Origin of the sequence: Brevundimonas sp., assembly GCF_031082345.1 — a bacterium.
Classification (GTDB): domain Bacteria; phylum Pseudomonadota; class Alphaproteobacteria; order Caulobacterales; family Caulobacteraceae; genus Brevundimonas.
Genome location: NZ_JAVHLH010000020.1, coordinates 1 through 19,312, shown reverse-complemented (window position 1 = coordinate 19,312; position 19,312 = coordinate 1). Strand labels below are relative to the sequence as shown.

Genomic DNA, 19,312 nt, shown 5'->3' with positions numbered 1-19,312 from the left:
TTTTGCGTCGCGCCGCGACCAAGGGCGGGGTGGCCAAAGCCTGAACCGCCCGCTATCTCCCGGCCCACTGTCGAAAGGGCGAACCCGCATGCGCGTCGCGATGATCGGAACCGGCTATGTGGGCCTGGTCTCAGGGGCCTGTTTCGCCGACTTCGGCCACGAGGTGACCTGCGTCGACAAGGATGCGTCGAAGATCGAGCGGCTGGAGCGGGGGGAGATCCCGATCTTCGAGCCCGGGCTGGACGATCTGGTCGCCGCCAACGTCCGCGGCGGCCGCCTGTCCTTCGCCCTGGACGGGGCCGAAGCAATCCGGGGCGCCGACGCCGTCTTCATCGCGGTGGGCACTCCCTCGCGGCGCGGCGACGGCCATGCCGACCTGTCCTATGTGCACGCGGCCGCCGAGGAGATCGCCGGCCTGATCGAAGGCTTCACGGTCATCGTCACCAAGTCGACGGTGCCGGTCGGCACGGGCGACGAGATCGAGGCCATCATCCGCGCGCGGCGCCCCGACGCCGACTTCGCCGTGGTCTCCAATCCGGAGTTCCTGCGCGAGGGGGCGGCCATCGAGGACTTCAAGCGGCCCGACCGGGTCGTGGTCGGGACGGAGGACGAGCGGGCCCGCGAGGTGATGCGCGAACTGTACCGGCCGCTGAACCTGAACGAGACGCCGATCCTGTTCACCGGTCGACGCACCTCGGAGCTGATAAAATACGCCGCCAACGCCTTCCTGGCGATGAAGATCACCTTCATCAACGAGATGGCCGACCTGTGCGAGAAGGTCGGCGCCGATGTGCAGCAGGTGGCGCGCGGCATCGGCCTGGACAAGCGGATCGGGTCGAAATTCCTGCACGCGGGGCCCGGCTACGGCGGCTCCTGCTTCCCCAAGGACACCCTGGCCCTGGTCCGGACGGCGGTCGACGCGGGTTCGCCCGTGCGGCTGATCGAAACGACGGTCGAGGTCAATGACGCACGCAAGAAGGCGATGGCCGGACGGGTGTCGGCGGCGCTGGACGGCGATCTGGCGGGCAAGACCGTCGCCCTGCTGGGCCTGACCTTCAAGCCGAACACCGACGACATGCGCGACGCGCCGTCGCTGGACGTGGCGCCGGCCCTGATCGCCATGGGCGCCCGGGTGCAGGCCTTCGACCCGGAGGGGATGACCGAGGCCGCGCACCTGTTGCCCGAGGTCGAGCTGAGAGAGGGCCCTTACGAAGCCGTCGAGGGCGCCGACGTGGTCGTCATCCTGACCGAGTGGGATCAGTTCCGCGCCCTGGACCTGAACCGGGTCAAGCAGCTGATGCGCCAGCCGGTCATGGTCGATCTGCGCAACGTCTATCGGGCGGAGGATTTGCGGGCCCGCGGCTTCCGCTACGCCTCGATCGGGCGAGGCTAGCTCAGGGCAGGGAGGCGCGGATCAGGGTGGGCTGATCGCCGGCCCGGGCCTCCGGTTGCGGCAGCAGGGCCCGTCCCGCGCCGATCACCAACACCGCCGTCACGACCGCGGAGACGACGGCGATGGCGCCGAGCCTGACGCCGTCGATGAATTCGTGATCCGGACGCACCCGCTTCTCCCCGGTCGAAACCATGTTTGTTATCCAGCATCTGCGCCGCCCGGCCGCAAGTCACGGAACGGTGTAAGGCAACAAAAAAGGCGGAGCCGCAGCCCCGCCTTGATTATTGGCTCGCTATCGGCCCGCGCGCGTCCCCGCCTTCGCGGGGATGACGGGCTCTCTGTTCGAGCGTCTAGCCGCGGAACGGACGGATCATGATTTCCACCCGCCGGTTCTGGGCCTTGCCTTCGGCCGTGGCGTTGGTGGCCACGGGCTCGTTCTCGCCGCGGCCGTCGACGTAGAGGCGGTCGGCCAGGACGTTGCGGCTGACCAGATACTGCGCGACCGACGAGGCCCGCTGGCGCGACAGGTTCAGATTGTAGTCGTCGGCGCCGTCGGAGTCGGCGTGGCCGATGATGTCCACGATCGACTGGTCATAGCGGTTCAGGACGGCGGCGACGTCGTCCAGGGTGGCGTAGAAGCCCGGATTGATCGACGACTGGTTGGAGGCGAAGGTCACGTCGGACGGCATGCGCAGGACCAGATTGTCGCCCTGGCGCGCCACGCCGACGCCGGAGCCCGACAGCTCGGCCTCCAGCTCGCGCTGCTGGCGGTCCATGTAGGCGCCGACCGCCGCGCCGCCCAGGGCGCCGATGCCGGCCCCGATCAGGGCGTTCTTGCGGCCCTCCTCGGAGTTGGAGGTGTTGGTCAGATAGCCCAGCACGGCGCCGCCGACGGCGCCGGCGATGGCGCCCGTGCCCATGTTGTTGCGGCGCGGCTGCGAGCTGTAGGGATCGGTCGTGGTGCAGGCGCCGAGCAGGGCGGCGACGCTGATGCCGGTGAGGAGAAGTTTGGCGTGCATGATGGAATGGTCCTTCCAGTTCCCGTTGACGGCGGAACGCGGGCTTACGGTCAAGGTTCCGCCCTGGATGGCGGCTGAACAGCCGCCGCCGGGCCTTTTCGCGCGCCGCGGGCCCGGGCGCCCTCGCTTTGCCAAGATCGGCTCACAGGGCCTATGGAAACGCCTGAACTTGATTTGAGGTCCCGCCATGGCTGACAGCCTGAGCTCCACCGCCGCCCGTCGCGCCATCGAGCCCGTATCGATGACCCTGTACGACGCCGATTTCCAAGCCTTCGCCGACAGGCTGGGGGCGTCGTTCAAACGCTATGGCTTCGCCGTCATCGCGGACCATGGGCTGGACGAGACGGTGATCAAGGCGGCGCTGGACGACGCGAAGGCCTTCTTCGCCCTGCCCGAGGATGTGAAGCGCCGGTATCATCAGCCCGGCACGGGCGGCGCGCGCGGCCTGACGCCGTTCGGGGTCGAGGCGGCCAAGGGCGCGGCGGCCGTCGATCTGAAGGAATTCTGGCACGTCGGGCGCGAACTGCCCGAGGGTCATCCCTACCGCCGGTTCATGCGCGACAACGTCTGGCCGACCGAGGTCGAGGGTTTCCGCCAGCACCTGTACGGCATGTTCACGGCCATGGACGACCTCGGCCGCAAGATCCTGCGGGCCATCGCCCGCCACCTCGAACTGGGCGACGACTTCTTCGAGGACAAGGTCGAGCTGGGCAACAGCATCCTGCGCATGCTGCACTATCCGCCGGTGCCCGCCGACGCGCCGGGGGTCCGCGCCGGGGCCCACGAGGACATCAACGTCATCACCCTGCTGCTGGGCGCCGAGGAGGCCGGCCTGCAGTTGAAGGACGCCGACGGCGAATGGCTGGACATCGCGCCGCCGCCGAACGCCCTGGTGGTCAATATCGGCGACATGTTGCAGCGGCTGACCAACCATGTGCTGCCCTCGACGACGCACCGGGTGGTCAATCCGGCTCCGGAGCGGCGCGGCTTCGCCCGCTATTCGACGCCGTTCTTCCTGCACTTCAACCCGGACTTCGTGATCGAAAGCCTGCCTTCGACGGTGACGCCGGAGAATCCGGACCGCTACGCCGGCAAGGCGATCATGGCCGAGGACTTCCTGACCGAGCGCCTGAAGGAAATCCGGCTGATCTGAGTACGATACATTTCGGGCGAGACATGCTCGACAATGGCGTGCGGGACATCATCGACATGGTCGACAGGCAAGACAGGCTCGCGACGGCGACCTATTTCGAGATGCGCAGCTGGGTGATGTCGCGACCGATGGCGGCGAAGGCTTCCGACAGGTCGCCGCCGCTGGCCGGCAGGTAGAAGTTCGCCGGGGTCGAGGCGCAGGCCTCCAGCATGTTGGCGGCGTTGCCGCCGGCGGTGATCTGGAAGCCGACCGTGTAGACCAGCACGCCGCGCGCCTTCATCGCCGCGCACATCGCCCGGCCCTGGTCGAACGGATCGCCATTGTCCGCGTCGCAGTCGATCTTGCCGGTGTTGCTGCCCGATCCCGTCCCGGCCTGCCGCGAGATCACCCCCGAACAGTAGGGGGTGTTGAACTCCCCGTCGGTCATGATGATCACGGCCTTCAGGGTGTCGGCGGTGTTGTACTCGGCCGCCCCGCTTGAGGGCCACAGCGAGTTGAAATTGGGCGAGACCATGTACCAGCCCCAGCCGATGCCGATTTGGCCGGCGGTGGATCCCTGGACAGAGTAGCCGTCGATGGCGGACTTCAGGATGCTCTTGTTGCTGGACAGCGGCTGAAGGGTGGCGTCGAGGCAGGTGTTGCTCGAGGCGCTGGGATAGTTGCGGCCCACGCGGGCGCTGGACGGCGAGACGTCGGTATAGGCCTGGGACCCGGTGCGCTCGGTGACGCAGGAGCTGATCTGATGGGTCTGCAGGTCGCCGTACATGTTCTCGAAGGCGAACCAGGTGCAACCCTGCTGGGCGCACCAGGCCGAACCGCCCGAGGTGTAGGGCGTCAGGGCCGACAGGTTCGGGTCGATGGTGAAGGTGTTGGTCGTGGCGTTGCCGACCAGATAGGTCTCGTTGTTGAGCTGGGTCATGCCGTTCACGCCGGTGATGTAGACGTACTGGTTGTTCGACATCCCGTGGCCGTTCGAGGTGATGGTGACCGAACAGTCGTTGTTCTGGCAGCGCCGCACCTTGGCGTTTCCGGAATAGGTCCCCCAGTAGCGACCATCCACCCGCCATCCGTTCAGGGTGTAGAGTTCGAAGGTGTTGGTGGTCCGGTTCCTGACCCGATAGGCCTTGTTGTTCAGCTGGGTCATGCCGGTGGCGCCGGTGATCCAGACGACGTCGTCATTGCTGAACCCGTGGCTCGACGAGGTGATGACGACAGGCCGGTCCTTGGTCGCGCCCGTAATCGCCTTCTCGGTTCCGACGAGATTGATCACGGCCCCGGTGATGCTGGTCGAGCCGATCGGCGCGCCGCGCGCCGCATTGGCGGCGGACCCGAGGTTCACCCCCATCGAATAGGGCACCAGGGCGAGCTTCGAATAGTAGGGGCTCTGAACGGGCTGGACGATGATATCGACCAGCTCCTTGGCCGCCGTCTTCAGGTCGATGATTTTCTGGCCGCCCATCGAACCGGTGACGTCCAGCACCAGCGCCACCTCGAGGTTTCGCGACGAGCGATCGACCTCGGAATGGCTGCCGACCGGCAGATAGTCGTCCATCAGCTGGCCGTAGGGCGGCAGGAAGATATTGGCGACGAGGGTCTTCACCTGCACCCGGGCGTCGGCGATGACCACGTCCTCGCCGTTGAGGGAGAAGCTGGTCTGGTCCTCCTCGAGGGTGACGTTCGGATAGGATTTCAGATTGGCCTTCAGCGCCGCAAGCCCGACCCGCTGAAGGTCGGCGTCATCGGTGTAGGGCGAGCGGGCGGCCGCGAGCGCCGCCGCGTCGAGCGCGTCCTGCAGATTGACCCGCACGGTCGACATCCGGTGGATGTCGACGCCGCCGAAGGTCATCAGGATGAGCACCGGCAGGCTGAGGCCGAACAGCATGGCGACGTTGCCGCGCACGTCTCCGGCGAAGCGCCGCGCCAGGCTGCATGCGCCGACAACGCCATCAATCCAGGTTTTCAGCCCCATCGCCGTTCCCAGCCGCCTTCGCCGTGCGCGCAATCCGCCCACGGTCATCCGGCCGAGAATGCACGAACCCGGTTAAGAGAAGGCCCAACGCCGACGGTTAACGGCCGCCGGCCCGCGGGCGATCAGGCCTCCCAGCCGCAGTCCTCGCCGCGATTCTGCTCGGTGAGCCAGGCGTTCAGCGGCGCGAAATATTCGGCGACCGCCGAGGCGTCGTTCTCGCGCTGGCCGGTGAAGGCTTCCATCGCCTCGGGCCACGGGCGCGACTGGCCCATCTCCATCATGGCGTTGAAGCGGCGGCCGACCTCCTCGTCGCCGTAGACCGAGCAGCGATGCAGCGGCCCGGTCCAGCCGGCCTGCTCGCAGGCGGCCCGGTGGAACTGGAACTGGTAGATGTGGGCGAGGAAGTAGCGGGTGTACGGGACGTTGCCGGGGATGTGGTATTTGGCGCCCGGGTCGAAGGCGTCCGCGGGCCGCGGTCCGGGCGGCACGAGGCCCTGATAGCGCAGCATATTGGCCGACCAGGCGTCGTTGTACTGAGCCGGCGTGGTCTTGCCCGACTGGACGTCCCAGCGCCAGCGGTCGACCATCAGGCCGAACGGCAGGAAGGCGATCTTGTCGAGCGCGGTCTTGAGCAGGAAGGGGATGTCCTCTTCCTCGCCCGGGATCGTGTCCAGAAGGCCGATCTGGTTCAGGTAGGTCGGGGTCTGGGCCGAGAGGGCCGCAAAGTCGCCGATCGCCTCGTGGAAGCCGTCATTGGCCCCGTTGCGGAACAGGAAGGGCTGCTGGTTGTAGGCGCGCTGGTAGTAGTTGTGCCCCAGCTCGTGGTGCATGGTCTGGAAGTCTTCGGCGTTGACCCGCGTGCACATCTTGATGCGCAGGTCCTCGACATTGTCGACGTTCCAGGCGGAGGCGTGGCAGACCACCTCGCGACCCTCGGGGCGCACGATCTGCGAACGCTCCCAGAAGGATTCCGGCAGGGGGGCGAGACCCACCGAGGTGTAGAACTGCTCCGAGGTCCGGGCGATCTTCTCGGGGGTGTAATCCGCCTCGACCAGCAGTTCGGTCAGGTCGTAGCTGGAGTCCGGCAGGTTGGCGGGCGCCACCACATCGTAGATGTTGCCCCACTGCTGCGACCACATATTGCCCAGCAGGTCGGCGCGGATCGGGCCGGTGTCGGGCTGGACCGCGTCGCCGTATTTCGCGTTCAGGCGCGAGCGCACATAGCAGTGCAGATTCTCGTAGAAGGGCTGGACCTGGTTCCACAGACGATCGGTCTCGGCCGCGAAGGCGTCCGGATCCATATCGTAGCCGGACCGCCACATGGCGCCGGTGTCGGCGTAGCCGAGATCGCGCGCGCCCTCATTGGCGACCTCGACCAGCCGGGCGTAGTCGTCGCGCATCCCCGGAGAGACCGTCCGCCAGCCTTCGTAGACGGCCCGCGTCACCGCCGGATCGCGGGACTCGGCGATGATCTCCTCGGCCTGGTTCAGGGTGATCTGCTCGCCCTCGTGCTCGAACCGACCGGTGGCGTAGGTCGAGTCCAGCCGCGTGGCGATCTCGGCCAGTTCGGTCGCGGCGCCCGGCCGGTTGGGCGCCGGCAGGGTCAGGCTCTGGCGCAGGATATTCAGCTTGCGGCGGGTGGCGGCGTCGACCTGGACGTCGTTGAAGCGGGCGGCGTCGGTCGCCAGTTGCACGCCCAGTTCGGTGTATTCGGCGTTGGCCCGGGACTCGAGCCACATGGTGTCGTGGGTGATGTAGGTGTTGCGCACCCAGGCGACGCGGCCCGCATATTCGCTGAGCTCGGTCAGCCGCGCCTCGGCGTCCTCGACAAAGGCGCGCGCGCCGTCCGGCGTGGCCGGGAAGGCGAAGGCGTCAGGCGCGGGCGCGGGCGCCTGGGCGTTCGCCTCCATGCTGGCGCAGGCCGCGAGGCTGGCGGTCAGGGCGCAGGCGGCGGCGGCCGTCATCAGGGTGCGTTTCATGGAGATCTCCCGGGCGTTTCTCATCAGGCGGTTGCTCCGCCTTGTCGGCGCGCAAGGGAAGCCAGCGGAGCCGGCAGGTCAAGCTTGACGGTTAATCCAGGACGCAGCCGGCGAGGCCGTCGTTGCGCACCGTGCCCATGGCCGCCTGCACCCGCGAGGCCCGGCGCCGGACGTAGGGGCCGGGGGCGGAGGCGTTGTAGCGCCGGGGCGACGGCAGGATGGCCGCCAGCCGCGCCGCCTCGCGCGGGCTGAGATCGGCGGCCGACTTGCCGAACCAGTGCTGCGCCGCCGCCTCGGCGCCGTAGACGCCGGGGGCCCATTCGGCGACATTCAGATAGACCTCCATGATCCGGCGCTTGCCCCACAGCGTCTCGATCAGGACGGTGTAGCCGGCCTCCAGTCCCTTGCGGATCCAGTCGCGGCCCGGCCACAGATAGACGTTCTTGGCGGTCTGCTGGCTGATGGTCGAGCCGCCGCGGATGCGCCCGCCGCGCTCATTGGCCTTCAGCGCCTTTTCGATGGCCTTCATGTCGAAGCCGTGGTGGGCGCAGAAGGTCGAATCCTCCGAGGCGATCACCGCCTCGACCAGTCGCGGCGAGATGTCGTCCAGCCCGCGCCAGCGGTAGGACAGGCCCTCGCCCTCGAGCGATCGGGTGACCATCAGGAAGGTCAGCGGCGGCGGGACCAGACGGTGGACGATGATCGAGCCGAGGAGGAGCGCGACGAGGGCCAGAAAGACCGTCAGCACCGGCCGTTGTCGCTTTCTGATCATGGCGGGCCCGGTCATTCCGCGATGGTGGGGCGGGACTGGGGCCGAGAGCAAGGGGGTCAGTCCTGGACGTCCGCCACCCCGGCCTGGCCATCCTCGTCGGCCCAGGCGACACGGCGGGCGTCCGCGCTCATGGCCAGGGCGGTGATGGCCGCGCCCTTCTCCGCCTTGAGGAAATTCAGTCCCCGCCCGGCCGGATCGGCCAGCCAGACGCGGCCGTCGTTCAGGCCGGCGGACACCACCGGATGCTTCGGCTGCGACGCCACCAGGGCCACGAGGCTGCCCTCGTCGAAGCCGATCTCGGTGGCCTCGCGACCCATAGGTCCGTTCGAGCCGATGAAGGGCCACAGCACCACGCCCTGGGCGCCCGAGGTGGCCAGCAGCTGGCCATTGGACAGGAAGCTGATCGAGCGAACCTTGGACGGATAGCCGCCCATGCGCAGGTTCTTCTGGTCCTTGATGCGCCAGCCGTGCAGCTGGTTGTCCTGCATGGCGGTGACCACGAAGGCGCCGTCGGGCGACCATGTCACGCCGGTGTGGGAACCCGCCCACTTCAGGAAGGTCGGCTTCTGGTCGGCGATGCGGGCGAACCACAGGGCCGCGCCGCCGTAGGTCGAGGTGGCGATGCGCCGGCCCTTTGGCTCGAAGGCCACGCCGGAGACGGTGCGCTCATGCTGGAAGTCGCGGCGGAAGCCGGCGTCCTTCGCGTCGATCACCGACAGGGTCTTGCCGGCCGAAAAGGCGATCAGGCCGCTCCCGGCCGAGGCGTCGATGGCGTCGATCCACTGGCCCTTGGCGGTGGCCAGAACCCCCGCCTCGCCGCGCCGGTGCCAGATCACGCGGCCGTCGTCGCCGCCGGTGACCACGCCGTCGCCGGACGGATGGACGGCGGCGCACAGGATGGCGCCGTCATGCGCCGCGCTGAACTCGCCGCCCTCGAACCGGACCGAGCCGTCGCCGAGCGCGAACACCGCGCTGCTCGCGTCGAACAGGGCGGCGGTCACCTGGGCGTCGAAGGTCTGGGTCTTCATGGGTTCCGTTTAGAGGCCGGGCGCCGCGCGTCAACGGCGCGGCGGCGGTCAGGTCGCGCGGCGGGTCTCGACCCAGCGGCGGGTCATCAGTTCGGCGTTGGCGTAGGCCTCCTGCAGCTCGACGCTCCAATAGGTCAGGCGCTCGAGAGGGATCGGCTTTCCGGAGACGGCGCAACGCACATGATCCCCCGCCTGGACGACATCGAAATCCGGCGTGTCGTAGCGCAGCACCGCCTCGCGTCCGCTGACCGGCAGGGGTTTGGGGGGCGGGTTCATGCGTCGGCTCCGAACGCCGTCCCCGGCCGCCGCGCATCGCAAAGGATCAGGCGGGAATCGGCGACCGCCGCCTGCCGGTGCACGACCGCCGCGCGATATTCGGGATCGCGCAGCATGCCGAGGAAGGCCTCGCCCGACGGATATTCGGCGATGAAGGCGAGGTCCCAGGCTTCCGTCTCCGGCCCGATCACCGTCAGCCGCGGCGTTCCCAGCCAGATCTGGCGGCCGCCGGCGCGCGCGAACGGCGCCGCGGCGGCGCGGCCGTAGGCGGCGTAGGCCTCGGCCCCGCCGACGTCGCGGCGGATGGCGGCGTCCACGTCCGCGGCGTAGTCGGCCCGCTCGCGGAACCGCAGCAGGTTGAGCATGGCGATCGGCCGGTCGAGCGGCAGGTCGCGGAAGGCCGCCATCGCCTCGCGGGTCGGATCGACCGCGCCGGTCATGCGGCGCAGGCCTCGAAACCCTTGCGCAGTTCGGCCTCGTCGAGGTCGCGGCCGATGAAGACGGCGCGGGACCAGCGGCGCTCGGTCTGGCCCCAGGGCTTCTGCAGCTCGCCCTCGAGGATCATGTGCACGGCCTGGAAGACGAGGCGGCGATCCTCGCCCTGGACGTCGATGATGCCCTTGGCGCGCAGGATGTTCTGGCCCTGCTCGCCCAGGAGACGATCGAGCCAGGCGGTGAATTTGGCCCCGTTCATCGGCGTCTCGAGCGACAGGGAGATGCCCTTGATGTCGTCCTCGTGGGCGTGACCGCGCGCGCCATGGGCATGGTCGTGATGATGGCCGTGGCCGTGGTGGTCATGGCCGCAGTGCTCGTCGTGGACGTGGCCGGCCTCGCCATGGGGCGGATTGGCGAACTCGGGATTGATGTCGAGGATGCGCTCGAGGTCGAAGCCGCCGAGGCCGAGGACCTGGTCGAGCGGCACATCAGCCCGCTCGGCGCGGGTGATGGGGGCGAGCGGATTGAGCTTGCGCAGCCGCGCCTCGACGGCGACCAGTTCGTCTTCCGAGGCCAGGTCGACCTTGTTGAGGATGATGCGGTCGGCGAAGGCCACCTGTTCGCGGGCCTCCTTGCTGTCGTCCAGCCGGGCCATGACGTGTTTGGCGTCGACCAGGGCCGTAACGCTGTCCAGCTGGGTCTTGGCCTTGACGTCCTCGTCGACGAAGAAGGTTTGGGCCACCGGGCCGGGATCAGCGAGGCCGGTCGTCTCGACGATGATGGCGTCGAAGGCGGGCTTGCCCGGGCGCTGGCGCTTCATCAGGCCGGCCACGACGCGGATCAGGTCGCCGCGCACGGTGCAGCAGACGCAGCCGTTGTTCATCTCGAACACGTCCTCGTCAGCGCCGACGACCAGGTCGTTGTCGATGCCGATCTCGCCGAACTCGTTGACGATGACGGCGTAGCGCTTGCCGTGGTCCTCGGTGAGGATGCGGTTCAGCAGGGTCGTCTTGCCGGCGCCGAGGTAGCCGGTGAGGACGGTGACGGGGATCTTGTCTGTCATGGAAGGCCTTTCGGCGGCTGAGATAGTCAGCCCGGGCGCGAGATGAAAGAGACTTAACTTGCGGAGCGGGTGAAGCGGGGCTGGAGTCCGGGCCCAACAAGGGAGCCCCCATGCTGATCAGCCTCGCCCTGTCCCTGCTGGCCGCCGACCCGGCCTGCGACGCCGCCTTCGAAACGCTTCGCACCGCCAATGTGGTCGAGTCGGGCTATTCGGCCCACGTAGGGTTCGTCCGGGCGCGGATCGGACCGGACGGCGAGCCGGTGTGGCTGCTGCTGGACACCGGGGCCAATCGCTCGGCGCTCGACGCCGGCTTCGCCGCGCGGTCCGGCCTGCCGGCGCTGGCGGGGAGCCGGGTCGAGGGCACGGCCGGCGTGATCGAGGCCGGCGGGACCCGGGTCGAGGACCTGAGACTGGGCGATCTCGCCCTGCCGACAATCGAGCCGACCACGTCTGACCTCAGCGGCCTGCAGGGGCCGGGCGGCGAGCCGGCGGTGGGCATATTGGGCTCGGACGCCCTCGCCGGGCTGGTGGTGACGCTGGACTTCGCCCGCGGGCGGATCGCCATCGCGTCCCCGTCGCAGGCGAGCGCGCGGGCGGGCGGGTGCGGGCGGGTCGTCCCCACCACCGACGACAACGGCATATTGCGGCTGGAGGCGGTGATCGACGGCGAGGCCCTGCCGCTGCGTTACGATTCCGGGGCCGGGCTGTTCGAGGATCCGCACGTCTGGATCAACCTCAGCCAAGGCCAGTGGGCGCAGGTGCGCGGCGAGCGGCCGGAGACGGCCCCGATCGCCACCCTGGGCGGCAGCGGCACGGGCGGTCAGGTGAGCCTGCCGGTTCACGCGGGCGGCCGGCTGGAGATCGGACCGCTGGCGTGGGACGAGCCGCGCCTGATCGTGCAGCCGGCCCAGGGCTATTTCGCCCGGCCGGAGGCGGTGGGCTTCGTCGGCAACGCCCTGTTCTGGTCGCAGGGGATGGTGACGATCGACTACCCCGGCCATCGCCTGATCCTGCCGCCGGCGGACTGAGGCGGTCAGCAGTCCGGACAATCCGGCAGGGCGCCGGCTTCCAGCTGCAGGGTGGTGTGGCGGATGGCGAAGCGGACGCGGGCCATGGCCTGCGCCTCGGCCAGCAGGGCCGCCGGATCGGGCCGGTCGTGGACCAGGTGGGCAGTCAGGGCCGTATCGGTCGTCGACAGGCCCCAGACGTGCAGGTCGTGCACGGCGCTGACCCCCGGAAGGGCGAGGAAGGCGGCGCGGATGGCCGCGACATCGACGCCGCGCGGCGCCGCGTCGAGCGCCAGATTGACTGAATCCTTCAGCAGACCCCAGGTGCCCCACAGGATCACCGCGACGATCACGATGCTGACGAGCGGGTCGATGATCGACCAGCCGGAGACCATGATCACCGCCCCGGCGATGACCACGCCGATCGAGACGGCGGCGTCGGCCATCATGTGCAGATAGGCGCCGCGGGCGTTCAGGTCGCTGTGCTGGTCGCGCATGAACAGCAGGGCCGTGCCGAGATTGATGACGAAGCCGACCGCGGCGACGCCCATGATCAGGCCCGACATCACCGGGGCGGGTTCGGCCAAACGGCGCACCGCCTCGAAGGCGATGGCCCCGCAGGCGAAGATCAGCAGCAGGGCGTTGGCGAGGGCGGCCAGCACGGTCGCCTTGCCGTAGCCATAGGTGTTCTGCGAGCCGCTGGCCCGGCGGGCCAGCCAGGCCGCGCCGCCGGCCATGGCCAGGCCCAGCACATCCGACAGATTGTGCCCGGCGTCGGCCATCAGGGCGGTGGAGCCGCTGAAGATCCCGGCGCCGAATTCGATCCCGACGAAGGCCAGGTTGACGATCAGGCCGACGGCGTAGCGCCAGTCGCCGGTGTCGACAGGGCCGTGGTGATGGCCGTGCGCATGGTCATGACCGCCGTGGTCGTGGCCGGAATGATCGTGGGCGTGGCCGTGGTCGTGCGCCATCCGCAGAGCTTTAGGGCTGATGCAGGACGACGAGAAGGCCGATCGCGATCAGGGCCAGGCCCAGCACCGCACCCTCGTACCGAGCCCAGCGCTCGAGCCGGAGCACCGACCATCCCGCGCGGGCCAGCAGGGTGAACAGGGCCATGCCCAGCACCGTCCCGGCCGCGAACACGACGGTGAGCGCCGCCAGCACGCCGACGCCCCCCTGGGCCTGGTTCAGATAGAAGGGCAGCAGCACCTCGCCGGGCGAAATCGCCATCGTCGCCACCAGGGCCCAGAACGCGGCGGCGTGCGACACGGCCGGACCGGACTCCTCGATGGACGGCCCGTCGGCCAGCTGCGGCCCGCGGACGAGGGAGCGGACCAGATAGAAGCCGCCGAAGGCGAACAGAAGGACAGCCGACAGATACGGCAGCAGGCCGGCGATCCACTGGTCGAGGGCCAGTCCGGCCACCACGATCAGACTGCCCACCAGGGCGGTGACGGCCACGTGGGCCAGGCCGGCGACCACGACGGAGGCCAGAATCCGCTCAACGGACCAGCGCTGGGCCCGGCCGACGAGAACGAAGGGCAGCCAATGGGTGGGAAGGGCCGCATGCAGGAAGGCGGTGGCGAAACCGGCGCCCAGCATGGACAGGAGCATCGTCTGATCGAGGGCGGGCGGCGTCATCCCGGCCCCTGTAGCGTGTTACTTTATAACAGTCGAGCGGGGAATTCGGGAAACCGGTCCGCCCCGTCAGAACAGCCAGCCGTCGTGATCGTGCAACCGGCCGAAGTCGTCGGTCCCGACGACGAAACCGCCGTCCGGATCGAGCGTCAGCATATGGTTCGGGGAGCCGGACAGTCCTTCCGGATTGTCGCCCTGGTCCAGGACGCCGATGAAGCCGTCGTCGTCGCCCGGCAATACCAGCGGGAGATCGACGTCCTTCGACAGCAGGAACTCGTCCGCCGTGACCCCCGGCAGCACCTGGGCGATGTCCGCGTCCTTGGTCAGGAAGCTCCCATCGGGCACGGGGGGCAGAACGAGGGGCGTTTCGGCGTCGTCGCCCGGGAACAGCAAGTCTGTCTCTCGCAGGAGATCCCTGCCCATGTGGCTGATCGGGAGTTCATCGGCCCAGCCGCCATACAGGAACTCGCCGCCGGTCATTCCATGGAGCAGGGCGTCCAGATCGGAGCCGCGCAGGATCTCGGTGATCGGCGGGGTGTCGCGGGCTTCGGCGCCAGGCGCGCCGTCGACGTCGTCCTGAAGCAGGTCGCCGCGGCCGAAGGAGCCGCCGTCTGCGATCGGTCCCGCGTCGTCGCCGAACAACCGCTCGGCCGACAAGAACCTGTCTCCTGCAACCCGAAAACCCGTCCGGATGGTCATCATAACCCCCTCGAGGGACCGGCGCCCCGGCCCTGCCGCGCGCCGCTCTCGACAACGTTGTTAGCCGACCCTAACCCCGGACCGACCGGGGCGCAAACAAGGCCGCCCCGCAAATCCCGGCCCGGCCCGGAAAAGCCCCGCAGGGCCCGGTTTCGCGTTGACTCCGGAGGCCCCTTCCGTATATGTCGCCGCTCTTCGCCCGAGGGGGACCCCCGTCGGGCTTATTCTTTTTGCGTTACGCTGAGGCTTCAACATGTACGCGGTGATCAAGACCGGCGGCAAACAGTACCGGGTTCAACCGGGCGACGTCATCGTGGTCGAGAAGCTCGACGGCGAGGCCGGCTCCAGCGTGTCGTTCGGCGACGTGCTGATGCTGGGCGGCGACAAGGGCATCACCCTGGGCGCCCCGATGATCGCCGGCGCGACCGTCGCCGCGACGCTGGTCGAAACCCGCAAGGGCGAGAAGATCAAGATCTTCAAGAAGATCCGCCGTCAGGGCTATCGCCGCACCAACGGCCATCGCCAGATGGAATCGGTTCTGCGCATCACCGGCATCGAAGGCGCCGGCGAGAAGGCCAAGTGGGACGGCGAAGCGTCGCTGATGACCAAGGCCGAGATGAACCTGCGCGCCCGCGGCCTGGCCCCGCGCGTCGAAGAGACCGAAGCCAAGCCGGCCAAGAAGGCCGCCGCGCCGAAGCCCGCCAAGGCTGAAGCCGCCCCGGCCGCCGAAAAGCCCGCCAAGGCCGCTCCGGCCAAGAAGGCCGCGGCTCCGAAAGCCGCCGCCGCCAAGGCCGAGAAGACCGAAACCAAAGCTGCTCCCGCCAAGAAGGCCCCCGCCAAGAAGGCGGACAAGGCCGGCGACGAAGCGTAATTTTCAGACGAGAACGGGAGCAGACCTATGGCTCACAAGAAATCCGGTGGTTCGTCGCGTAACGGTCGCGACTCCGAGTCGAAACGCCTCGGCGTGAAGAAGTTCGGCGGCGAGCGCGTGCTGGCCGGCAACATCCTCGTGCGCCAGCGCGGCACCACCTTCCACCCGGGTGAGAACGTCGGCCTCGGCCGCGACCACACCCTGTTCGCCACCGTGCACGGCGCCGTGAAGTTCACCAAGAAGGCGAACGGCCGTTGCTACGTGTCGATCCTTCCGGCCACCGACACCATGGCCATGGCCGCCGAGTAGCGCGAACGGACCATCTCCCGGATCGCGCAAGGCTCAAGAGCCGCGATCCGGACCAAGGGAAATATTTCCGCGGGGAGTCTGGATCACCAGGCTCCCCGTTTTCGTTTCCCCGCCTCGAAGCCGTCCGAGCCCTCCAAGGAGGCGGCGTGAAGACCGAGGCCGTCTCATGTGCGTGATCGAACCCTCCCCTGTCGTCGAGACGCGACGCCTGGCCCTGCGCGCGCCGGGCGGCCAGGACGTCAGCCGGCTGGCGGCCCTCGCCAACGATCCGGATATCGCCCGCATGACCCTGCGCATGCCGCATCCCTATACGGCCGGGGACGCCGAGGCGTTCGTGCTGGCCGTCGCCGGGCAGGATCCCGCACGGGCGGTGACCTTTGTGATCGAGCATGAAGACCACGGACCGGTCGGGGTCATCGGCCTGTTCGAGGACAGCGATCCGGCCCCCGAGGTCGGCTACTGGATCGGGCGGCCCTTCTGGGGCCGGGGCTATGCGACCGAGGCGCTGGAAGGCGCGCTCGTCTGGGCCTCACGGCGCTGGCGTCGCCGGGCGATGGTGGCGGGGCATTTCATCGACAACCCCGCGTCGGGGCGCGTGCTGGAAAAGGCGGGCTTCCTCTACACGGGCGAGGTGCGCAAGGGATTCAGCCGCGCGCGGGGCGCTGATGCAGAGACCCGCCGGATGGTCTGGCTGGCCTGATGTCGGGGCGCGTTTCCACGCGCAGGCTCAAGCAGCGAGCGACCGCGTCGCGAGCGTTAGCCCCTACCCAAAGAGGGTCGGGCCGAAGATCGCCGCCATGGCGACCGCGCCGGCGGCGACAGCCACGACCGCGCCCGCGATAAAGGCCGCCCATGTGCGGGCGGCGCGCTGACGCCGCAGTCCGCTCGTCTTGACCGACCGGACCATGACGCCGGGCTTGGGCCCGAAGACTTCCGAGCCGGAAATATTATGCTGGGACATGAACGCGCTCCCTGATCCACCACCCCTTGCGGGTCAGAAGGAGCGAAGCGGTGCGGACAAGGCGAAACGATGGCGAACGCCGCTCATCCACCGATCCGTGATCGGATGAGGCTCTTTTCCGGCGGTTCGGCTCAGCCGCAGAAGATCAGACGGCCGCTCCAGGCGCGGTAGTAGCCGCTGCGCGCGTCATAGGAGCGATAGGTCGCCCGGCACCAGTCGACCCGACCCGGATCGCGCCCGCCGCCATAGGCTGGACCGCCGTATCCTCCGTAGCCGCCGCTCGAATAGACGAGATCAGGCCGCCCATAGGCGCCGTGGTACGCCGTCGCCGGCCCGCGATCCTGGCCGTAGCCGTGGCCGTAGCCATGACCGTAGCCCCGCCTCCGGGTCTGATACCGGTCGCCATGGCCGGAGTCGTAGGCGCGGCCGTAACGTCCGTCGTTGCGGGCGTAGCCCGCCAGGGCGCGGTAGTCGCTCCTCGCCTGCCGACTCACCCGGTGGCGCTGGTCGCGCCAGCGGGCCCCGCAGTCGGTGCGGTTGGCGTCCCAGAAGGCGTCGCAGCGATAGTCGCCCGGCCGGTCGACCTGGCTGCGCCAGTCGAAGGCGGAGGGCGCCCAGTCCGAGCCGCCGCGATGATAGCCCTGCCCGCTGTTGTGTCCCCATGACTGGGCCGCCGCCGGCGCGGCCGCCAGCGCGCATGCGGCGGCGAGGATCAGGGCGGTCCGGGTCGGAAACGGGCGACGCATGGCTAATCCTCCAGAGCGGCCCGGTACGCGGCCGGAAAGACGAACGGACGAACGCTACAGGGTGACGGAGACGCGACCGCCGCGGGTGACGACATGGCGCATCAGAACGACGCGTTCTTCGCCGCCCGCGCTGACCGGGGCGATGATGAACCAGCCCCCGGCAGGCAGGCCGGAGAAGGTGAAGCGACCGTTCTCACAGGTGGTCGAGCGGACATAGGAGCGATAGTCGACGCTGGGGTCGGCGACGGTCCGGGCGCGGACGATGGTTTCCGGCACGGCCGCCCGGTCGGTCGAACCGTACAGGGTGCGGAAGCGGGCGCGGGTATAGGGCGTGTCCGGCGTCAATCCGATGGAGCCGGTGCAGTCGAAGACCCGTCCGTTGCGGCGATAGTCGATCCGGCCATCGATCGAGGCGCTTCCCGAGGCGGTCGACCAGGCGAAGTCGTCGGCGCGGAACACCGCCGGCCCCGGGCCGGAACGCGGCCCCGGACCAAAGCCGCGGTCCATGGGGACGGTTTCGCAGGCGGCGAGGGCGCCGCCGAACGCCAGGACCGCGATCAGCGGAAGGATGGGTTTGCGAAAGGTCGTCTGGGCGGCCATGGGCTCTCTCCGTCACGGTGCGGCGCGAACATCGGGATGAGACCCTGAACGCTGCGGCAAGGTCAAGGTTGCGACGCTCCGGGCGGTGGTCCAAAACCTCGCGGCAACCCGGCGCAGACCGGGTATAGGAAAGCCCATGACAGTCACGTTTGACGACATTCTGGCGGCGCGGGAGCGGATCGCCGGTCAGGTCGACCGCACCCCCGTGCGCTATTCCCGCAAGCTGTCGCAGCTGACCGGCGCCGAGGTGTGGATCAAGTTCGACAACCTGCACTTCACCGGCAGCTTCAAGGAGCGCGGCGCGCTGAACCGGCTGCTGCAACTGACGCCCGACGAGCGCAGGCGGGGCGTGGTCGCGGCCAGCGCCGGCAACCACGCCCAGGCCCTGGCGTATCACGGCGCCCGGCTGGGGATCCCCGTGACCATCGTCATGCCCGAGGGCACGCCCTTCACCAAGGCGGACGGCACCCGGGCGCATGGCGCGACCGTCGTGATCAAGGGGCTGGATTTCACCGGCTCGACCGAGGAAGCCCACCGCCTGCGCGACGAGGAGGGCTTCGTCTTCGTTTCGGCCTTCGACGATGAGGGCATCGTGGCCGGCCAGGGCGTCTGCGGCCTCGAGTTCATGGAGGACGCGCCCGATCTGGACGTGCTGATCATCCCGATCGGCGGCGGCGGCCTGATCGCCGGCTCAGCCATCGCGGCCAAGGCCCTGAAGCCGTCGATCCGCATCTTCGGCGTGGAGGCGGCCATGTACCCCTCCTTCTCGGCGAAGCGCCGGGGCGAGACCCCGAAATGCGGCGGCCAGACCATCGCCGAGGGCATCGCCATCAAGGCGGTCGGCGAGATCCCGTTCGCCATGGCCGACCCGCTGGTCGAGGAGGTGCTGGTCGTCGACGAGGCCGATTTCGAAAAGGGCGTCGCCTTTCTCGCCACCCTGGAGAAGACGGTCGCGGAGGGCGCCGGGGCCGGCGGCCTGGCGGCGATGCTGGCCTACCCCGACAAGTTCCGCGGGCTGAAGGTCGGCATCGAACTGACCGGCGGCAATATCGATTCGCGCATGCTGGCCGTGGTCCTGAATCGCGAGTTGGTGCGCGAGAAGCGGCTGATCGTCTACCGCATCCTCGGCGACGACCGCCCGGGCATGCTGTCCAAGATGAGCGCCGTCATCGGCGGCCTCGGCGGCAATATCATCGACGTGGTGCACAACCGGCTGGCGCTGGACGTGCCGGCCAAGGGCGCGGAGTTCGACATCATGGTCGAGACCCGCGGCGAGGCGCACGCCGAAGAAATCAGGCACGGACTGGAAGAGGCTGGGTATGCGCTACGGATGGGCTAGGACGGCGGCGGTCATCGCCATGGCGGCGGGCCTCGCGGCCGCACGCCGCGAGCCC

22 protein-coding genes are annotated in these 19,312 nt (G+C 69.0%); 7 read left to right on the top strand and 15 right to left on the bottom strand.

The genetic code is table 11. From position 1 onward, the window contains the following. Window positions 1-88: 88 nt before the first annotated feature. On the top strand, window positions 89-1,393 hold the full coding sequence (locus RDU12_RS02600) for a UDP-glucose/GDP-mannose dehydrogenase family protein (protein WP_300290277.1): 1,305 nt from the start codon (window positions 89-91) through the stop codon (window positions 1,391-1,393). 1 nt (window position 1,394) lies between these two features. Here the strand turns inward: RDU12_RS02600 and RDU12_RS02595 are convergent, their stop codons facing one another. Further along, the gene (locus tag RDU12_RS02595; protein WP_300290278.1) at window positions 1,395-1,586 is read right to left on the bottom strand and encodes a hypothetical protein; all 192 of its coding nucleotides are present in this window, start codon (window positions 1,584-1,586) and stop codon (window positions 1,395-1,397) included. Between the two features lie 157 nt (window positions 1,587-1,743). Continuing rightward, window positions 1,744-2,412, bottom strand: a complete 669-nt coding sequence (locus RDU12_RS02590; RefSeq protein ID WP_300290279.1) for an OmpA family protein — start codon at window positions 2,410-2,412, stop codon at window positions 1,744-1,746. A gap of 187 nt (window positions 2,413-2,599) precedes the next feature. Between RDU12_RS02590 and RDU12_RS02585 the strand changes: the two genes are divergently transcribed. Further along, a complete protein-coding gene (locus RDU12_RS02585; RefSeq protein ID WP_300290280.1) occupies window positions 2,600-3,565 on the top strand; it encodes an isopenicillin N synthase family oxygenase in 966 nt (321 codons plus the stop codon). Between the two features lie 91 nt (window positions 3,566-3,656). Here the strand turns inward: RDU12_RS02585 and RDU12_RS02580 are convergent, their stop codons facing one another. The 7 genes from RDU12_RS02580 to RDU12_RS02550 all read right to left on the bottom strand — a co-directional run bounded on the left by RDU12_RS02580 (window position 3,657) and on the right by RDU12_RS02550 (window position 11,087). Further along, a complete protein-coding gene (locus tag RDU12_RS02580) occupies window positions 3,657-5,534 on the bottom strand; it encodes a TadE/TadG family type IV pilus assembly protein (protein WP_300290281.1) in 1,878 nt (625 codons plus the stop codon). Window positions 5,535-5,656: 122 nt separating this feature from the next. After that, window positions 5,657-7,513, bottom strand: coding sequence for a M2 family metallopeptidase (locus tag RDU12_RS02575; RefSeq protein ID WP_308684052.1), 1,857 nt, complete (start codon window positions 7,511-7,513; stop codon window positions 5,657-5,659). A gap of 91 nt (window positions 7,514-7,604) precedes the next feature. Continuing rightward, window positions 7,605-8,285: a monofunctional biosynthetic peptidoglycan transglycosylase gene (gene mtgA, locus RDU12_RS02570; protein ID WP_308684051.1), complete on the bottom strand. Its 681-nt coding sequence runs from the start codon at window positions 8,283-8,285 to the stop codon at window positions 7,605-7,607. 56 nt (window positions 8,286-8,341) lie between these two features. Beyond that, on the bottom strand, window positions 8,342-9,313 hold the full coding sequence (locus RDU12_RS02565; RefSeq protein ID WP_300293127.1) for a WD40 repeat domain-containing protein: 972 nt from the start codon (window positions 9,311-9,313) through the stop codon (window positions 8,342-8,344). 48 nt (window positions 9,314-9,361) lie between these two features. Further along, a complete protein-coding gene (locus RDU12_RS02560) occupies window positions 9,362-9,589 on the bottom strand; it encodes a DUF2093 domain-containing protein (protein ID WP_300293125.1) in 228 nt (75 codons plus the stop codon). Further along, entirely contained in the window at window positions 9,586-10,029 is a 444-nt protein-coding gene (locus tag RDU12_RS02555) for a DUF1330 domain-containing protein (RefSeq protein WP_308684050.1), read from the bottom strand. The genes RDU12_RS02560 and RDU12_RS02555 overlap by 4 nt, the downstream gene beginning before the upstream one ends. Beyond that, window positions 10,026-11,087, bottom strand: a complete 1,062-nt coding sequence (locus RDU12_RS02550) for a GTP-binding protein (RefSeq protein ID WP_300293467.1) — start codon at window positions 11,085-11,087, stop codon at window positions 10,026-10,028. Before RDU12_RS02550 ends, RDU12_RS02555 begins: the two co-directional genes overlap by 4 nt. A gap of 110 nt (window positions 11,088-11,197) precedes the next feature. Between RDU12_RS02550 and RDU12_RS02545 the strand changes: the two genes are divergently transcribed. Next, window positions 11,198-12,115, top strand: coding sequence for a retropepsin-like aspartic protease (locus RDU12_RS02545; RefSeq protein WP_308684049.1), 918 nt, complete (start codon window positions 11,198-11,200; stop codon window positions 12,113-12,115). 5 nt (window positions 12,116-12,120) lie between these two features. On the opposite strand, the gene RDU12_RS02540 is transcribed toward RDU12_RS02545, so the two are convergent. The 3 genes from RDU12_RS02540 to RDU12_RS02530 all read right to left on the bottom strand — a co-directional run bounded on the left by RDU12_RS02540 (window position 12,121) and on the right by RDU12_RS02530 (window position 14,389). Next, a complete protein-coding gene (locus RDU12_RS02540) occupies window positions 12,121-13,065 on the bottom strand; it encodes a cation diffusion facilitator family transporter (RefSeq protein WP_300290241.1) in 945 nt (314 codons plus the stop codon). A 10-nt stretch (window positions 13,066-13,075) separates the two neighbouring features. Continuing rightward, window positions 13,076-13,735, bottom strand: a complete 660-nt coding sequence (locus RDU12_RS02535; protein WP_300290240.1) for a hypothetical protein — start codon at window positions 13,733-13,735, stop codon at window positions 13,076-13,078. Window positions 13,736-13,801: 66 nt separating this feature from the next. Further along, a complete protein-coding gene (locus RDU12_RS02530; RefSeq protein WP_300290239.1) occupies window positions 13,802-14,389 on the bottom strand; it encodes a hypothetical protein in 588 nt (195 codons plus the stop codon). 295 nt (window positions 14,390-14,684) lie between these two features. Here RDU12_RS02530 and rplU point away from each other — a divergent pair, with 295 nt between their 5' ends. From rplU to RDU12_RS02515, 3 genes are all read left to right on the top strand, one after another. Next, window positions 14,685-15,302 carry a 50S ribosomal protein L21 gene (gene rplU, locus RDU12_RS02525; RefSeq protein ID WP_300290238.1) on the top strand — a complete coding sequence of 206 codons (618 nt, stop codon included), beginning with the start codon at window positions 14,685-14,687 and terminating at the stop codon, window positions 15,300-15,302. Between the two features lie 27 nt (window positions 15,303-15,329). After that, window positions 15,330-15,611, top strand: a complete 282-nt coding sequence (gene rpmA, locus RDU12_RS02520; RefSeq protein ID WP_300290237.1) for a 50S ribosomal protein L27 — start codon at window positions 15,330-15,332, stop codon at window positions 15,609-15,611. A 166-nt stretch (window positions 15,612-15,777) separates the two neighbouring features. Next, window positions 15,778-16,311 (top strand): GNAT family N-acetyltransferase, encoded by a 534-nt coding sequence (locus RDU12_RS02515; protein ID WP_300290236.1) that lies wholly within the window; start codon window positions 15,778-15,780, stop codon window positions 16,309-16,311. Between the two features lie 63 nt (window positions 16,312-16,374). Here RDU12_RS02515 and RDU12_RS02510 read toward each other — a convergent pair whose 3' ends face one another. The 3 genes from RDU12_RS02510 to RDU12_RS02500 form a co-directional block, all read right to left on the bottom strand. Beyond that, window positions 16,375-16,572, bottom strand: coding sequence for a hypothetical protein (locus RDU12_RS02510; RefSeq protein ID WP_300290235.1), 198 nt, complete (start codon window positions 16,570-16,572; stop codon window positions 16,375-16,377). A gap of 131 nt (window positions 16,573-16,703) precedes the next feature. After that, the gene (locus RDU12_RS02505; protein WP_300290233.1) at window positions 16,704-17,318 is read right to left on the bottom strand and encodes a BA14K family protein; all 615 of its coding nucleotides are present in this window, start codon (window positions 17,316-17,318) and stop codon (window positions 16,704-16,706) included. Between the two features lie 54 nt (window positions 17,319-17,372). Continuing rightward, window positions 17,373-17,918 (bottom strand): hypothetical protein, encoded by a 546-nt coding sequence (locus RDU12_RS02500; RefSeq protein WP_300290232.1) that lies wholly within the window; start codon window positions 17,916-17,918, stop codon window positions 17,373-17,375. 136 nt (window positions 17,919-18,054) lie between these two features. On the opposite strand from RDU12_RS02500, the gene RDU12_RS02495 reads away from it, so the two are divergent. Then, on the top strand, window positions 18,055-19,257 hold the full coding sequence (locus tag RDU12_RS02495; RefSeq protein WP_300290231.1) for a threonine ammonia-lyase: 1,203 nt from the start codon (window positions 18,055-18,057) through the stop codon (window positions 19,255-19,257). Window positions 19,258-19,312: the final 55 nt, after the last annotated feature.

Bases quoted from the DNA above. Each gene is read 5' to 3' on its own strand.
- RDU12_RS02590 (WP_300290279.1), bottom strand. From the start codon at position 2,412: ATGCACGCCAAACTTCTCCTCACCGGCATCAGCGTCGCCGCCCTGCTC.
- RDU12_RS02500 (WP_300290232.1), bottom strand. From the start codon at position 17,918: ATGGCCGCCCAGACGACCTTTCGCAAACCCATCCTTCCGCTGATCGCG.
- rplU (WP_300290238.1), top strand. From the start codon at position 14,685: ATGTACGCGGTGATCAAGACCGGCGGCAAACAGTACCGGGTTCAACCG.
- RDU12_RS02565 (WP_300293127.1), bottom strand. From the start codon at position 9,313: ATGAAGACCCAGACCTTCGACGCCCAGGTGACCGCCGCCCTGTTCGAC.
- RDU12_RS02585 (WP_300290280.1), top strand. From the start codon at position 2,600: ATGGCTGACAGCCTGAGCTCCACCGCCGCCCGTCGCGCCATCGAGCCC.
- RDU12_RS02510 (WP_300290235.1), bottom strand. From the start codon at position 16,572: ATGTCCCAGCATAATATTTCCGGCTCGGAAGTCTTCGGGCCCAAGCCC.
- RDU12_RS02560 (WP_300293125.1), bottom strand. From the start codon at position 9,589: ATGAACCCGCCCCCCAAACCCCTGCCGGTCAGCGGACGCGAGGCGGTG.
- RDU12_RS02600 (WP_300290277.1), top strand. From the start codon at position 89: ATGCGCGTCGCGATGATCGGAACCGGCTATGTGGGCCTGGTCTCAGGG.
- RDU12_RS02555 (WP_308684050.1), bottom strand. From the start codon at position 10,029: ATGACCGGCGCGGTCGATCCGACCCGCGAGGCGATGGCGGCCTTCCGC.
- RDU12_RS02595 (WP_300290278.1), bottom strand. From the start codon at position 1,586: ATGGTTTCGACCGGGGAGAAGCGGGTGCGTCCGGATCACGAATTCATC.
- RDU12_RS02540 (WP_300290241.1), bottom strand. From the start codon at position 13,065: ATGGCGCACGACCACGGCCACGCCCACGATCATTCCGGCCACGACCAC.
- mtgA (WP_308684051.1), bottom strand. From the start codon at position 8,285: ATGATCAGAAAGCGACAACGGCCGGTGCTGACGGTCTTTCTGGCCCTC.
- RDU12_RS02550 (WP_300293467.1), bottom strand. From the start codon at position 11,087: ATGACAGACAAGATCCCCGTCACCGTCCTCACCGGCTACCTCGGCGCC.
- RDU12_RS02515 (WP_300290236.1), top strand. From the start codon at position 15,778: ATGTGCGTGATCGAACCCTCCCCTGTCGTCGAGACGCGACGCCTGGCC.
- RDU12_RS02575 (WP_308684052.1), bottom strand. From the start codon at position 7,513: ATGAAACGCACCCTGATGACGGCCGCCGCCGCCTGCGCCCTGACCGCC.
- rpmA (WP_300290237.1), top strand. From the start codon at position 15,330: ATGGCTCACAAGAAATCCGGTGGTTCGTCGCGTAACGGTCGCGACTCC.
- RDU12_RS02535 (WP_300290240.1), bottom strand. From the start codon at position 13,735: ATGACGCCGCCCGCCCTCGATCAGACGATGCTCCTGTCCATGCTGGGC.
- RDU12_RS02545 (WP_308684049.1), top strand. From the start codon at position 11,198: ATGCTGATCAGCCTCGCCCTGTCCCTGCTGGCCGCCGACCCGGCCTGC.
- RDU12_RS02495 (WP_300290231.1), top strand. From the start codon at position 18,055: ATGACAGTCACGTTTGACGACATTCTGGCGGCGCGGGAGCGGATCGCC.
- RDU12_RS02580 (WP_300290281.1), bottom strand. From the start codon at position 5,534: ATGGGGCTGAAAACCTGGATTGATGGCGTTGTCGGCGCATGCAGCCTG.
- RDU12_RS02505 (WP_300290233.1), bottom strand. From the start codon at position 17,318: ATGCGTCGCCCGTTTCCGACCCGGACCGCCCTGATCCTCGCCGCCGCA.